Annotated in this window: 11 protein-coding genes; 9 read left to right on the top strand and 2 right to left on the bottom strand. The window is 55.9% G+C overall.

Annotation, left to right across the window (positions count from 1 at the left end):
- Nucleotides 1–12 precede the first annotated feature (12 nt).
- The gene (locus IE156_RS02440) at nt 13–3,618 is read left to right on the top strand and encodes a YhdP family phospholipid transporter (RefSeq protein WP_189390887.1); all 3,606 of its coding nucleotides are present in this window, start codon (nt 13–15) and stop codon (nt 3,616–3,618) included.
- 107 nt (nt 3,619–3,725) lie between these two features.
- Nucleotides 3,726–4,601, top strand: coding sequence for a class A beta-lactamase (gene bla, locus IE156_RS02435; protein ID WP_189390886.1), 876 nt, complete (start codon nt 3,726–3,728; stop codon nt 4,599–4,601).
- Between the two features lie 40 nt (nt 4,602–4,641).
- Here bla and IE156_RS02430 read toward each other — a convergent pair whose 3' ends face one another.
- Nucleotides 4,642–5,322: a GntR family transcriptional regulator gene (locus IE156_RS02430; RefSeq protein WP_189390885.1), complete on the bottom strand. Its 681-nt coding sequence runs from the start codon at nt 5,320–5,322 to the stop codon at nt 4,642–4,644.
- Entirely contained in the window at nt 5,315–5,824 is a 510-nt protein-coding gene (locus tag IE156_RS02425; RefSeq protein ID WP_229840906.1) for a V4R domain-containing protein, read from the bottom strand. Before IE156_RS02425 ends, IE156_RS02430 begins: the two co-directional genes overlap by 8 nt.
- Before the next feature lie 160 nt (nt 5,825–5,984).
- On the opposite strand from IE156_RS02425, the gene IE156_RS02420 reads away from it, so the two are divergent.
- From IE156_RS02420 to IE156_RS02390, 7 genes are all read left to right on the top strand, one after another.
- On the top strand, nt 5,985–7,508 hold the full coding sequence (locus IE156_RS02420) for an ABC transporter substrate-binding protein (protein ID WP_189390884.1): 1,524 nt from the start codon (nt 5,985–5,987) through the stop codon (nt 7,506–7,508).
- A gap of 82 nt (nt 7,509–7,590) precedes the next feature.
- A complete protein-coding gene (locus tag IE156_RS02415) occupies nt 7,591–8,604 on the top strand; it encodes an ABC transporter permease (RefSeq protein ID WP_189390883.1) in 1,014 nt (337 codons plus the stop codon).
- Nucleotides 8,601–9,485 carry an ABC transporter permease gene (locus IE156_RS02410; protein WP_189390882.1) on the top strand — a complete coding sequence of 295 codons (885 nt, stop codon included), beginning with the start codon at nt 8,601–8,603 and terminating at the stop codon, nt 9,483–9,485. Before IE156_RS02415 ends, IE156_RS02410 begins: the two co-directional genes overlap by 4 nt.
- Nucleotides 9,485–11,371: a dipeptide ABC transporter ATP-binding protein gene (locus IE156_RS02405; protein WP_189390881.1), complete on the top strand. Its 1,887-nt coding sequence runs from the start codon at nt 9,485–9,487 to the stop codon at nt 11,369–11,371. The genes IE156_RS02410 and IE156_RS02405 overlap by 1 nt, the downstream gene beginning before the upstream one ends.
- Before the next feature lie 32 nt (nt 11,372–11,403).
- Nucleotides 11,404–12,717, top strand: a complete 1,314-nt coding sequence (locus IE156_RS02400) for an aromatic ring-hydroxylating oxygenase subunit alpha (protein WP_189390880.1) — start codon at nt 11,404–11,406, stop codon at nt 12,715–12,717.
- Entirely contained in the window at nt 12,714–13,346 is a 633-nt protein-coding gene (locus IE156_RS02395) for an aromatic-ring-hydroxylating dioxygenase subunit beta (protein WP_189390879.1), read from the top strand. The genes IE156_RS02400 and IE156_RS02395 overlap by 4 nt, the downstream gene beginning before the upstream one ends.
- A gap of 7 nt (nt 13,347–13,353) precedes the next feature.
- Nucleotides 13,354–13,965: a flavin reductase family protein gene (locus IE156_RS02390; protein WP_189390878.1), complete on the top strand. Its 612-nt coding sequence runs from the start codon at nt 13,354–13,356 to the stop codon at nt 13,963–13,965.
- The last annotated feature ends 8 nt before the right edge of the window (nt 13,966–13,973 follow it).

The following is a 13,973-nucleotide window of genomic DNA, read 5'->3' as shown; positions in this document are numbered from 1 at the left end:
GGAATTGATTGCATGGTAGTTCGAGGGCTTGTGCGACTGGCGCTACTGCTCTATTTTGCGCTGATGCTAAGCCTGGTCGGGCTGCGTTATCTGCTCGTTCCCCAACTGGATAATCTGCGTCCCTATCTGGCACAGAAAATCAGTGAGCAAACGGGTCTGCACGTCCAACTACAAGAATTAAAAGGCGACTGGCAGGGCTGGAATCCCCATATTTCCGTGATGGACCTGTCGCTTGCCGAGCCGGGCCAGGAGCCCATGCTACAGCTGCCCAAGCTGGAAGCCGATATCAGCTGGAAGTCTCTGTTCAGTGGTTCGCTGCAATTACGTCAGCTGGATGTGCAGGGTTTGACGATTCCCGTACGGCGGGACCCTCAAGGGAAAATCTGGGTGATGGGGCAGGTACTGGATCTGGATGATGACAGCCAGGATACCGAACCCCAAGCCTGGCAAGGTCCGGCACGATGGTTGCTGCAACAACGTGGTATCCGGATTCAAGGCACCTCCTTGCAATGGCAAGATGAGTTGCGTGGCGCGCCTGCCTTGAGTCTGCCCGCTATCGAACTGCAGATGGGATATAGACAGGGCTGGCATGAACTGACGATGGCAACGGCCTTGCCGGCCAATCTGGGTGAGTCGCTGGCATTGGAATTGCGCGTGCAAGGCAAACGTCGTTTGCCTGACAGCGTTGATGTCACCGAACTACCTTGGGAGCTGAAGGTTCAGGCTCTGGGTGTTGATACGCCTGCATTGCGGCCGTGGCTGGATGTACCTAGCGCCTTCGATAAAGGCTGGATTGATCTGCGTGCACAAGTCAGTCAGCCCAAGCTAGACCAAGCCATCCACATGCAGCTGGCGGCACAGGTTCGCGATGTGGGTGTGCTGACCGAAAGTGGTGAGCGTCTGCAAGTGGAACAGGCGACGCTGGAGCTGGATGGCGGGCTGGATGCGATGCAGGCAATGGTGCAGGGCAAACGCAGTGCTGATGTGCGGTGGTCCTTGGGCATGAGTGGTTTTGGTCTGCGACTACCGGATTTGTTTGCCGATTATCTGGCCGTAGACCAGTTAACTGCGCAAGGTTTGGTGGGCCGTGATGAGCAGGCTCGACTGAGTGTGGGACAGATGCAGCTTGGACTACGCAATGCGGATCTGGATGCTCAATTAAGCGGCAGTTGGCGTGAAGACGCTCACTTCGAGGCTGGCGTGGCGGATTGGCAGGGTCAATTCAAATACCTGAATCTGGCCGCCTTGGTGAACTACCTGCCCTTGACGGTTAACCCTTTGGCTCGTGAATGGATGCAGGCAGGCCTGGTGCAAGGAGCCGTGCGCGATGGCACGATTCGCGTAGAGGGTGGTCTGGATACTTTTCCTTATGGCCTGAGCCCGGATGATGGCAGTTTTGAAGTGGCGGGGGCTTTGGATAACGGGATTGTGGATTACCAACCCGCACGACTCAAGCGTCTGGCATGGCCCCGTTTGGAAGGAGTGCAGGGCAGTATCCGCATGCACAATGACAATCTGGATATTATGGCGCAGCAGGCACGCATGCCTATTGCCAAGCACCAAGACATTGCCTTGCGTGATATCCAGACTCACATCACCGCTTTGGAAAAAGAAAGTTTCTTGAAGCTGGAAGGGCTGTCTCAGGCGCCGGCCACCAGCTATCTGGCCCTGGTGCACCAGTCCCCCTTGGATGCCTTGCTGGATGGTCTCCTGTCTGAGAGCCGGGTCCAGGGTGATTGGACCGTCCCTATCAAGCTGCAGATCCCTTTGGATAATGCAGAGGATGCGCAGGTTCAGGGACAAATCCAGATGAGTAATGGCGAGTTTCAATACATGCCTCAGGCCCCGTCCTTTACGGCCTTGAGGGGGGAACTGGCCTTTAACGAGAGAGGCGTTAGCGCCCAGAACTTAACGGGCAAGATTTTGGGGGGCGATACCCAAGTCAGTGGTGTGCTGGAACCGGGTAAACCCGGCTTGCGTCTGACTGGTGTGCTGACAGCCCAAGGTCTGGAACAGTATCTGGAATTGAAAGGCCTACAGCGTTTAAAAGGGCAAACACCCTATAGTGTGCTGATGAAGCTGGATTCCAAGGGCTCTTTTTCCTTGGGGGCAGAATCTGAACTGACAGGTCTGGAGTTGAATCTACCTGAGCCGTTCCACAAGCCTGCTGAACGTGCGGCCAAATTGAAGGCGGATTGGCGTAGTGATTTGGCTACCAAAATGGATCGTTTACAGGTCAGTCTGGAAGACCGACAGACCTTGTTATTGAATCTGCAACATGCGCAAGGTTCTCGTCAGGGCAGCTATTTTCAAAGTGGCAGCGTCGGTACTCCTGGGCTGACGACTTGGCCAAATCGTGGTTTGGAGCTGCACAGTCGCTATGGGCAGATTGATTTGGATGCTTGGGAATTGGTGGTGGAGGAGTTTGCCCAGAATCTGGACGGCAGCCCCATGAAGACCACCGGGCGAGCCTTGCTGCCCCTGTTGGAGCGTGTGCGCCTGAAAGCGGATCAAGCTTTTTTTCGGGGTCAGTTGCTGGATCAGTTGGAGTTGGACAGTACTGAAGATGCCAGCGGTAAGCTTTATCTGAGCCTGAAGGCGACACAGGCTGAAGGGCGCTTGCAAGCCCAGCACCAGGATGGACGTTTTACGGGATTGTTCAGTGCCAATTTCTCTCGTTTGTATATTGATAACCGTCGCCCTGATTGGGCTTGGCCAGATGCCGAGCTACCGATGGATGATGATCTGCACGTGCCAGCCATCTCGCTCAAAGTGGACGACCTGCAGATTCACGGTATGCATTTTGGCCAGTTGGAAGCCAAGGGTAAACCGGCTGGAAAAGGTCAGCAATGGAAGCTGGAAAACTTTGTGCTGAAGGCCCAGGGGATGCAGCTGCAAGGTTATGGCACTTTAGCCTTGCGTGGTCCCCAGCGCGGGCTGGAGTTGATTGCCAATAGCCATATCGACAATCTGGGGCGCTTTGTTGATACCAGTGGTGTGCTGACTGAATCGATTAAAGATGGCGACGGGACGGTGCAGGCGGCTTTGTTCTGGAGCGATTTTCCCTGGACTTTGGACAAGCGGAAAATCAGTGGTCAGTTCAATGTGGATTTGAAGAAAGGGCGTTTCATCAGCTTGAAATCGCGCTCGGCCAAATTACTGGAATTACTAAGCCTGCAATCTATTTCACGCCTGAGCCGACTGGACCTGGATTTGTTCGGTGCGGTCAAAGAAGGCTTTGCCTTTGACAGTCTGACCGGTCGCATGAATTTGGCTCAAGGCAAGCTGGAACTGGATAATTATCAGATTCGCGGGCCAGCCGGGGCGATCAGTCTGAAGGGATGGATCGACATCAAGGACGAGACGCTGGATTTGGTGGCTGTGGTTCAGCCCAATCTGGATATGAGCGGGGCGGCGATTGCGGCTTATTTCACGGTCAATCCCTTGGTGGGAGTGGGTGCTCTGCTTACCCAGTGGCTAATGCAAATTCCGATGCGCAGCCATTTGTCGGTCACCTACGCCGTGACAGGCAACATCGATGATCCTCAGCTGAAAGAGATGGATCTGCCTGCCGTCAGTACAGCCAAGAAAGAGAGCCGGCCGCGGATTGAGCCTTGATGGGCAGAGGGTCTTGGCGGGGCAGCGTTATATTTGGCTGGCACCCGCATCAGGTAGGTTTTCAAGCCGGGATGAAGCGGGCCTCACCCTCCATAAAGGATAGGTAGATGGCAGTGTGGAAATTTAAACAATTATGGGCGGCGCTTGTTTTTGCTGGTTTGCCTTTCAATACGCTGGGTGCTGAGCCCCATCTTTTGATTCAGGCTGCGCAACAGGCTGAAAGCAGCCTGCAGGCCCGTGTCGGGCTGGCTGTGCTGGATACGGCCGACGGACAGCGTTGGCAATACCGTGCGGATGAACGTTTCCCCATGGCCAGCACCAGCAAAGCGCTGATTTGTGCGGCCTTGCTGGCCAGAGGGCAGGGGGCGATGAAAACCGCATGGCTAGTTCAACAAGAGGCCATACAGTCCTACGCCCCCACCACCGAAAAGCTGATTGGCGAGTATGTGCCGGCCGCTCAGTTGTGCGCTATTACGATGCGCAATAGTGACAATACCGCCGCCAATGGAGTTCTGGAGATGTTGGGCGGGCCTGCCGCCGTCACTTCTTTTGTACGCACCGTAGGCGATTCTGTGACTCGCCTGGATCGTAACGAACCCACACTGAATGAAGCCAGGCCCGGCGATCCGCGCGACACCACTACACCACAAGCCATGGTGCAAACCTTGCAAAACCTGGTCTTGGGTGATGCGCTGGAGCCGCACGCTCGGGAACGTTTGATTGCCTGGTTGCGCAATAACAAGGTGGGCGGGCCTTTGCTGCGAGCCGGGGTACCTGAAGACTGGACGATGGCAGATCGAACAGGTGCAGGTGGTTTTGGTACGCGTGGAGTGGTGGCGGTGATTTGGCCACCCAAGCGCGCGCCTTTGATTGCAGCGGTTTATGTGACAGAAACCGAGGCTTCAATGGAAGATAGCAATACAGCAATTGCCATGATCGGTAAGGCGATTGCGGCAAGCGTTGCTCAGAAGGATCAGCCTTAAGGCGATGGGGGCGAGCAAAAATAGCTAGCGAAATGTTTGCCTAGCCGGCCTGACGCTCCAGCATTTCATCCAGCGTGGCGTAGTAGCTCATGGACGCATGGCGCAGATTCGTGCGCACATGCTCCCGCGCTTGTTCCGGGTCTTTATCCAGAAAAGACTGCAAAATACCGCGCGTTGCCTGCATGGACAGCTCCCGGTAGCGCGTATCGCGCAAAGTAGCTAAACGTACTGCTTCCACATGGTCGCTCAGGCGCAGAATCATGGTGCTCAAGTGCGGGTTGGGGCAAAGCAAAATCCAGCCTTCCCGAAACGCATCGTTGGCAATCATGTACTGCATCGGATCTTGAGCGGCATGAGCCTTTTCGGCGGCAATGGCGGCCTTGTTCATCAAGGCCAGTCCTTCCAGGCTGGCCTGCAGACACGCGGCGGCGGCCGCTTCGGGCTCCAGCAACATCCGTATCTCGAAGATCTGGGCGATGTCGGCGGGCGTGAAGCGCCGCAGCATAAAGCCGCGCGATGTTCCTTCCAGCAATCCTTCGTTGGTCAGTTGCAACAGGGCTTCACGCACAGGCATGCGTGAGACTTGCAGCTCGGCAGCAATTTCATGGTCGACCAAGCGGTTGTCATAGCTGATATCGCCACTGCGCATGCGACTGCGTAAATGGCGATAGACCTGCTGGCGTATGTTCAGTTTAGGGGCGGCAGGCTGGGTTTTACTCATTGGTTTTGGGCATGACGGTGAACAGGCAGTGGGCAGGTCGGCCCTGTGCGCAGCAGTGAATCTCCTGCACCTGGACGTGCTGATCGTAGATCAGTTTGCCAACGGCTGTAAGCATACCAACGATAGGGCGGCACAGGGGCTGATCGTGTTCGCCAAAACCCCAGGCAAAGGGACTGTTTTTCACCTGAACCTGCAAACCACCGGTTCCCCCCGGCTGGATGTCCCAGCTTCCCCAGCCCAGCTGCGCGGAGATATCGGCAATGCTGTTCAGCAAGGCCTGTGGGTCGTGATGGATGGCGTCCCAATAGGCTTTGGCGGATAAGCCCCCCTGTTCCATGACGGCTTGTCCCAGCGCGTCCAGCGCCTGAGTTCGGGTGGGGTCATCAAGGCGGCGAAATAGTCCCATCAGAACATCGGCGCGCATCATCAAGTAGCGCCGATCCTCATCCAGAATCTGTCCCTGAGCCGTATCCCAGCTCAATCTATCTTTAAATTCGGTCATTTTTAATAAAAAGTATATTGTTTCGTTTGTAGATAATATATTGATATTAAAGGGTATAAATTATAGGGAAAACCATTATCCATTTAATTTAAGAATAAACTATATACTTTTTAGCAAGGCGGACTCCCGCTGGGATGAAGTGCATAACAAAAGGGGACACATGGTGAAAGCGTTGCGAAAAAGCGTAATGGGGCTGGCCTTGGGGGCAGCCTTGATGATGGGCTGGGGGACGGCCAGCCTGGCAGCCGGGGACGAGTTGAAAATTGCTTTCCCTGTGGACATTCCATCTTGGGACCCGACCTCGGTCACTTTTCCGGCTGGGCAGTCGATCTATAAAGCCGTATTTGATTCTCCGCTGTTTGTCGGGGACGATCTGAAGGTGGCACCTCGTCTGATCGAGTCCTGGGAATGGGCGGATGAGAGTGGTCAGGCTTTGAAGGTCAAGCTGCGCGACAAGGTGAAGTTTCATGACGGCAGTGACATGACAGCCGAAGATTTGAAGTTCACCTTTGATCGTGCCATCAACAAGAAAACCCTGGCCTTGAACGGCATGTTGCCTACGTTGAAGTCAGTGGAAATTACAGGTCCTTTGGAAGTGGTGATTCACTTCAGCTCACCCACACCGACGGCACCGAAAGGGCTGGCTTTCCTGTCCGCCTATATCCTGCCCAAAGCCTATTTTGAGAAAGTTGGCGAAGCGGAGTTTTTGAAGCGTCCTGTTGGCGCTGGCCCCTACAAACTTAGCGACTATCAGCGTGGTTCGCGTATTACCCTGGAAGCCTTTGAGGACTACTGGCAGGGCGCTCCGGCCTTAAAGCATGTGGTGTTCGAAATTGTGCCGGACTCGTCCGCGCGCGTGGCTGCGGTGGAGTCCGGTCGGGCCGATGTGTCTGTGCAGATTCCGGTGCGTGAGATCAGCCGCCTGGAAAAAAATCCCAAGCTGGAAGCTAAGGTCTACCCCTACAGCGAGATCTACATTCTGCAAATGCCCAGCTATGTAGACAGCTTCAAAGATGTGCATGTGCGTCGTGCCATGAATATGGCCATCGACAAGGCAGGCTTGTCCCGCGCTTTCTATAAAAATGTGGCCCAACCATTGTCGGTTCTGGCGACTAAAGGTTCGCCCGGCGATGTGCCTGATCTGAACGTGCCCTTTGATAAAAAAGCGGCTATCGAGGAATTGGCCAAGGCAGGCTACAGCACAGAGAAACCGCTGACCATCACCCTGTACTCCACCAATAACACCTTCCCGTCGGACTATGACGTGGCCCGTGCGGTGGCACAGATGTGGAGCCAGATTGGTGTGCAAACCACAGTCGAAGAAATTACCGTGGCCAAGTATCTGGAGCTGAGCCATTCGTCCAAGCTGACTGGCGTGATGCTGTATAGCTGGGCCAATGCAACGGGCGACCCGGAGATTTTCACAGGCCGCATTCTGGACCCGCGCCTGCGTTTTTCTACCTGGAAGGAAGAGCGTCTTGCAGGCACGCTGGATGAGCTGAACCGTCAGATGGATGAGGACAAACGGGTTGCGGGCTACCAAGCCTTGAACCGGGAAGCGGCAGAGCAGGCCTGGAGTCTGCCAGTGCTGCAGTCCATCTCCACCATTGCCTACAAAAAGGGCCTGAAACTCAACACCTACCAGACGGGCTACATCTTGCCGCAGGAATATTCCTGGCAGTAAGCCGTTCGTGTATCTCGCCGTGTCATGCGGCGGGATGCTTGGCCGGGGCTATCCCGGCGCATTTTCTCCTGCGGTTCTCTTCATGAAAAACGTTTGCTTCTTGATGGCGCGCAAGCTCGTCTTCGTGCTGGTGACGGCGTTCCTGCTGTCCATGATCGTGTTCTTCATGCTGCGCGTCATTCCGGCGGATTCTCTGGGCATGATGCTGCCTCCTTCGGCAACGGAAGCCGATGCACAGGCACTGCGTGTTGAGTTGGGTATGGATGGCTCGGCGCTGCATCAGTACCAGGTTTGGTTGAGCGGTGTATTTCGCGGCAATCTGGGCAACTCCATCTTCTTTCATCAGCCCGTAACGGGTTTGCTGGCCCAGGCCTTGCCGCCCACGCTGGAGCTGGCCTGTATCAGCTTGTTGATGGCTTTGTTGATCTCTATCCCCGGCGGCATTGTCCTGTATTTGCTGGACAAGAAAAAAATTGAATTTGTGGCCGACTTTGTCTTGGTGCTGCTCTTGTCCGTTCCCTCTTTTCTGTGGGGCATCATCCTGATCGTGGTGTTTGGCGTGCTGTTTCCGGTGCTGCCGTTTATGGGCCGCATGGAAGGTACCCCTGCAGTGGATGGCGGCACAGGTTTTCTGCTGTTTGATCTGCTGGTGCGTGGTCAATGGTCGGCCTGGTGGGATGCCTTTTCGCATTTGCTCTTGCCCGCCTTGGCGCTGGCACTGGCCTTCAGTCCTATCGTGATTCGGGTTCTGCGCTCTAGCCTGATTGAGACGGCTACCAGCCAGTACGTGAATGTGGCCCGCTTGCGTGGTGTGCCTGAATGGCGGGTGCTGCTATTTCACATGCTCAAGAACGCAGCGCTGCCCACCCTGACCTTGATTGGCGTGCAATTTGGCTTTTTGTTTGGCGGCACCTTGCTGATTGAGCTTATTTTCTCTTTCCCCGGCATTGGCAATTTGATGGTGCAAGCCATCAAGAACCATGATCTGCCCCTGATTCAAGGTGTGGCTCTGGTGTTCTGTTTGATGGTGCTGGCTGTCAACTTCTGTGTCGATGGCTTGTACAGCGTTATGAATCCACGTTTGAGGTCTGCATGAGCGCGCATCTATCTTCTTTTTGGCAAGCGCGGCTGCGGCCTGTGTTGGCCCATCCCAAAGTGCTGGTCGGTGGCACCTTGGTACTGATCTTTGCTCTAGTGGCTCTGTTCGCACCTTGGCTGGCACCCAATGATCCCAATGCCCAGGACTTGCTGGCAACTCTCTTGCCACCTGCCTGGCAGGAGGGCGGCTTGGCTCAATATCCTTTGGGTACTGATGGCTTGGGCCGATGTATTTTGTCGCGCCTGATCTATGGCAGCCGCGTGGCCTTTCAGGTGGCGGTAACGGCGGCGGCGGGCACCATGGTGCTGGGTACGGTACTGGCTATTTTGGCTGGTTATATCGGTGGCTGGTTTGACCGGGGTGTCAGCTCTCTGGTGGTGCTGTGGATGGCCTTTCCACCCGTGGTCTTTTCCATGATGTTGATGGTGGGTCTGGGAACTGGCCTGTTCAACGTCATCCTGGCGGTGGTGCTGGTGGACTGGACACGTTTTTATCGCGTTGTCCGCGCCGAGGTTCTGGTGGTGCGTCAGCGTGATTATGTATACGCGGCGCACCTGCTCGGTTTTTCCCATTTGCGCATCATGCTGCGCGAGGTGCTGCCTAGCGTGGCTCCCTTGATCGTCACCTTGTTCAGCCTGCAAATGGGCGTGGCCATAGTGGTCGAAGCCATTCTCAGCTTTGTGGGCTTGTCGGTTCCGTCGGATGTGGTGGCCTGGGGAGTGATGCTGGCCGATGGCCGTGACCAGATTTACCAGGCGGGCTGGGGGCTGATGGCACCAGTCATTGGCATTGTGTTTGCAGTGCTGGGTTTCAATTTGCTGAGTGATGGTTTGCGCACCACGCTGGATCCTCGGCTCAAGCAACGGGGAGCACACTGATGAGCGTGCCGGTTATTGAATTCAAGCAAGTCAGTGTGTCGGTGCCCGTGCAAGGCCAGCCGGTAGAGCTGTTGCGCAAGGTGTCGTTCGCTGTGCAAGCGGGGCGTACTCTGGGGTTGGTGGGCGAGTCGGGAGCGGGCAAGAGCATGATAGGGCGGGTGATTTCGGGCATGCTGCCCAGCAATCTACGTCTCTCTTCAGGGCAGGTCTGTTTTCAGGGTTCGGTCGTGACGGGAGCGCAGATGCGCCGCCTGCTGGGGCGCAAGATCGCCTTTGTGCCGCAAGAGCCTTTGTCCTCTTTAAATCCTGTGTTGACCATCCGTCAGCAGATGTTCGAGCACTTGGCACGGCTGGACATACCGCGTGCCTCGCGGGAGCAATATTGTCTGGAGCGCCTGCATGAAGTGGGCCTGCCAGACCCACCGTCCATGCTGGGCCGTTATGCGCACGAGCTCTCCGGTGGGCAGTGCCAACGTATCTTGATTGCGATGGCTTTTTCTGGAGACCCGGAGCTGATTGTGGCCGACGAGCCCACCACGGCCTTGGATGTGATTACGCAGGCGCAAATTATCCGCATCTTGCGCGATGTGCAGCAGCGTCATCAAACCGCTGTGATCTTGATTACGCACGATCTGCGTATGGCTGCTCATGTTTGTGATGAGGTCGCCGTTCTGTATGCCGGGGACGTAGTCGAACAAGGCCCGGCGGCCGATGTGCTGGATACGCCGCTGCATCCGTACTCCTGGGCCTTGAAGAACGCGACTCCAGCGCTGAATGGCCCCTTATATGCCTTGCCGTCTTTGGCCGACATCATGCCCGGCCTGAAAGACATGCGGGATTTGCCGGGCTGTCGCTTCGCGCGTCGTTGCCCGACTCGTAATGCGCTGTGTGAGCAGCGTGCTCCTGAACTGGAGGCGGTCAAACCTGGCCATTGGGTCAGTTGTGCTGGTCCCTGTATGACAGGAGATACCACGACCCAATCTGAGCTGCATGTTCTGCCACAAGGCCCCACTGAGGAGTCGGCCCCGCTGATGGAGTTCCAGAATGTGGAGCGTAGCTACCGTGTGACGCGCAATGGACGTCGCAGCCTGATGTATGCCTTGCGGCCCTTGTCGCTGAGCGTACGTCCCGGCGAGATGGTGGGTGTGGTGGGTGAGAGCGGAAGTGGCAAGAGTACGGTTGCCCGTTTGATGGTGGGTTTGTTGCAGCCCAGCGGTGGCCAGGTGCTGGTGCAAGGCAAGCCACGTGAACAGTTTGCAGGCGGGCAGGGCGAGTCCTTGTCGCAGACGATTCAGATGGTGTTCCAAGACCCGGACTCGGCTTTGAATCCACGTCGCAGTGTGCAGCAGTTGGTGACGCAGGTATTGGAGTTGCAGCCGGGCATGACACCCGAGCAGCGCCGCCTGAAAGCCGATGAACTGATGGCGCAGGTGGGGATAGCCCAGGATGCAGGCTTGCGTTTCCCTTCGGAGTTGTCCGGCGGGCAAAAACAGCGCGTGAATATTGCCCGTGCCTTGTGTGTGCAGCCGCGTTTATTAGTTGCCGATGAGATCGTCTCGGGCCTGGATGTGTCTGTACAGGCGTTGATCTTGAATCTTTTGCTGCGTCTGAATAAGGAACTGGGGGTGGCGGTGGTGTTCATCTCTCACGATTTGTCCGTGATTCGCTATTTGTGTACGCGAGTGCTGGTGATGAAAAACGGGGAGGTCGTCGAGCAAGGTAATACGGCCGAGGTGTTTGCCAAGCCTCAACATCCCTACACCCGTCTTTTGCTGGGCAGTGTGCCGCCGGATGACTCCAGCCAAACTTGGCCTGCACCGGTGGACTGTCCGTCCCCAACTCTGAATGAGGCTGCTCCCGCTGCCTTACCCGCCTTGGCGGTCTGAATCCCGTTTTACTCGTATTTACAGGAAGCACTATGAGTTATGCCCATAACGAGGCCGCTTTGTCTGGCCTGACCCAGGACCACCAAGTTCATCGGGATGCCTATCTGGACGAGGAAGTTTTTCAACTGGAAATGGAGCGGCTGTTCAGCCGTGCCTGGCTCTATGTGGGCCATGAAAGTCAGGTACCCAAGACGGCCGATTATGTGTCGGTGACCTTGGCCCAAAGCCCGGTCATCATGTTGCGCCATAGCGATGGTTCGGTGCGGGTGGTGATGAACCGTTGTGCCCACAAAGGGGCCAGGCTGGTCAGCGAAGCCAGTGGCAATGTGGGCAAGATGCTGCGGTGTCCTTACCATGCCTGGACCTACAAGCTGGATGGCTCGCTCTTGGCGGTACCGCTAAAAAATGCCTATGAAAACACGGAGTTTTCTCAGTGTCCGGCAGCTGGGGGCTTGTCTACACCGGGGGCAGTAGAAAACTATCGCGGCTTTGTATTTGCCCGTCTCAGCAAAGAAGGTTTCAGCCTGCAAGAGTATTTCGGTGATGTGCTGCAGGCATTGGACAATATGGCGGATCGCTCTCCAGAAGGGGAGTTGCAGGTGGCGGGCGGTTCTATCCGCACCGTCATTAACTGCAACTGGAAGATGTATATGGAGAACATCAACGACACCGTACATCCCATCTCTACGCACGAGTCCGCCGCTAGTTCGGCCGCTAAAGTGGGCGAGGTTTTCAAGGAAGAAGACCCCACTGCGCTGGAGCAATTGCTGCCTTTTGGTTCGGGTTACGACTTTTACTCGCGCATGGGGGTGGAAACTTATCCGAACGGACATAGCATTTTGGGCACCAAGTTCAGCATTCATACCGACTACTCCGGAATTCCGGGTTACGAGGCCATGATGAACGAAGCATGGGGCGAAGAAAAAGCGGCTCGTGTGTTGGGATTCAATCCGCAAAACGTGGTGTTTTATCCCAGCATGGCGGCCAAGGGCTCGCCGCAGATTATTCGCGTGCTGCGTCCTTTGGCCGTGGACCGAACCTTGTTGGAAGTCTGGGTGTTCCAGCCTAAAGGCGCGCCGAGCGAAATGCTGGATCGCGGCCTGACCTATAGCCGCTTGGTCTATTCGCCCATGAGCGTTGTTGCACATGACGACGTGCATTTGTTCGAGAGCCAACAAGCCAGCCTGAAAGCCCAAGGCAACCCTTGGATCAATCTGTTGCGTCAATACGATGCGCAGGAAGGGGAGCAGGGCAAAGGCACGTTTGATGATGCCAATAACGAATGGGTAATACGCAATCAATACCGTGCCTGGAAGCAGGGCATGACGCAGCAGGAGCAGGAATGATGGAGATGACGCAAGAACCGGGTGGTCAACAGAACGGCCAAAGACAAGACGCACAGCAAGGCCAGCAACAGGAACAATATCGGAGTCAGGTCCAGCAGCCGTTGAATTCGCAGCAAAGCCAAGAGCAAGGTCCGTTTCAGGATCAAACGCAAAGTCAGAGACAAAGCTTGCAGGATTTTGTGTGGCAGGAGAACGCCTTGCTCGATCAGGGGCGCTTTGATGAATGGTACGAGCTGTTTGCACAGGACGGCCTGTACTGGATTCCGGGTGAGTCTGGCCAGGAAAGCCCGGAAGGGCGTATGAGCATTGCCTTGGAAAACCGTATGTTGATGCGCTTGCGTATTGATCGCTTGTCGCACCATCGCGCCTTTTCCTTGCAGCCGGGTGTGCGTGGCTTGCGGGTCATTCAACACCCGCGCCTGCAATCCGATCAGCCTGATGAAGACGGTTGCTACACCGTTCGTACCAATCTGATTTACTCGGAGTATCAAAAGCAAAAGACGGAGGTCTTGCCTGCGACGGCTTCTTATCGCTTGCGTGCGGTGGGGCAAGCTTGGGAAATCGTGGAAAAGCGGGTGGACTTGCTAAGCGTGGATGGCTATTTGCCCACCATCCAGCTGTTCATTTAGGTTGGCTATGAGCGCATCGCTTCGCTATCGCAGCCTCTCTTGTGAAGGCATGGATGACAGCATGGCCTACCGCCTGCTGACATCTCTGATCGTGCCGCGTCCGATTGCCTGGGTGTGTACCTTGGAGGAGTCGGGTAGCGTGAATCTGGCGCCGTTCAGCTCTTTTAACTACGTGGCGCACAGCCCACCCATGCTGGCGATCAATATCAACCGCAATGAGGATGGCAGCCTGAAGGATACGGCCCGTAATTTGCAGGCGAATGGGGAATGTGTGGTGCAGCTATGCCGCCAGTCTGATCTGGCGGCGGTCCATGCCAGTGCGGCGGCTTTGCCGCCCGGCCATAGCGAAGTCCGAGAACTGGGTAAAAGTCTGGTGCCTAGCCAGTATGTACGCGTACCTCGCTTGGAGGGGGCGGCGGTGCAGATGGAGTGCAAGCTGGATCAGGTGGTGGACTTAGGACGCGGAGTGAACCAGCTGCATATTCTGGAAGTGCTGGCTTTTCATGTCGATCCGGCTTTGATGGATGAGCAGGGCAAGGTGGATATGGAGGTCTATCAGCCTTTGGCTCGTTTGGCGGGGCCTTACTATGCCGTGCCAGGAGAGATCTTGCAGCCTTGAGAAATTCC

Source organism: Alcaligenes pakistanensis, assembly GCF_014652815.1.
Classification (GTDB): Bacteria; Pseudomonadota; Gammaproteobacteria; order Burkholderiales; family Burkholderiaceae_B; genus Alcaligenes; species Alcaligenes pakistanensis.
Note: the sequence above shows the minus strand (reverse complement) of the source record. Positions and strands in the feature narration are given on the sequence as shown.

Coding starts and splice junctions, on each gene's coding strand:
- IE156_RS02390 (WP_189390878.1), top strand. CDS start 13,354: ATGAGCGCATCGCTTCGCTATCGCAGCCTCTCTTGTGAAGGCATGGAT.
- IE156_RS02395 (WP_189390879.1), top strand. CDS start 12,714: ATGATGGAGATGACGCAAGAACCGGGTGGTCAACAGAACGGCCAAAGA.
- IE156_RS02405 (WP_189390881.1), top strand. CDS start 9,485: ATGAGCGTGCCGGTTATTGAATTCAAGCAAGTCAGTGTGTCGGTGCCC.
- IE156_RS02420 (WP_189390884.1), top strand. CDS start 5,985: ATGGTGAAAGCGTTGCGAAAAAGCGTAATGGGGCTGGCCTTGGGGGCA.
- IE156_RS02440 (WP_189390887.1), top strand. CDS start 13: ATGGTAGTTCGAGGGCTTGTGCGACTGGCGCTACTGCTCTATTTTGCG.
- IE156_RS02425 (WP_229840906.1), bottom strand. CDS start 5,824: ATGACCGAATTTAAAGATAGATTGAGCTGGGATACGGCTCAGGGACAG.
- IE156_RS02410 (WP_189390882.1), top strand. CDS start 8,601: ATGAGCGCGCATCTATCTTCTTTTTGGCAAGCGCGGCTGCGGCCTGTG.
- bla (WP_189390886.1), top strand. CDS start 3,726: ATGGCAGTGTGGAAATTTAAACAATTATGGGCGGCGCTTGTTTTTGCT.
- IE156_RS02415 (WP_189390883.1), top strand. CDS start 7,591: ATGAAAAACGTTTGCTTCTTGATGGCGCGCAAGCTCGTCTTCGTGCTG.
- IE156_RS02400 (WP_189390880.1), top strand. CDS start 11,404: ATGAGTTATGCCCATAACGAGGCCGCTTTGTCTGGCCTGACCCAGGAC.
- IE156_RS02430 (WP_189390885.1), bottom strand. CDS start 5,322: ATGAGTAAAACCCAGCCTGCCGCCCCTAAACTGAACATACGCCAGCAG.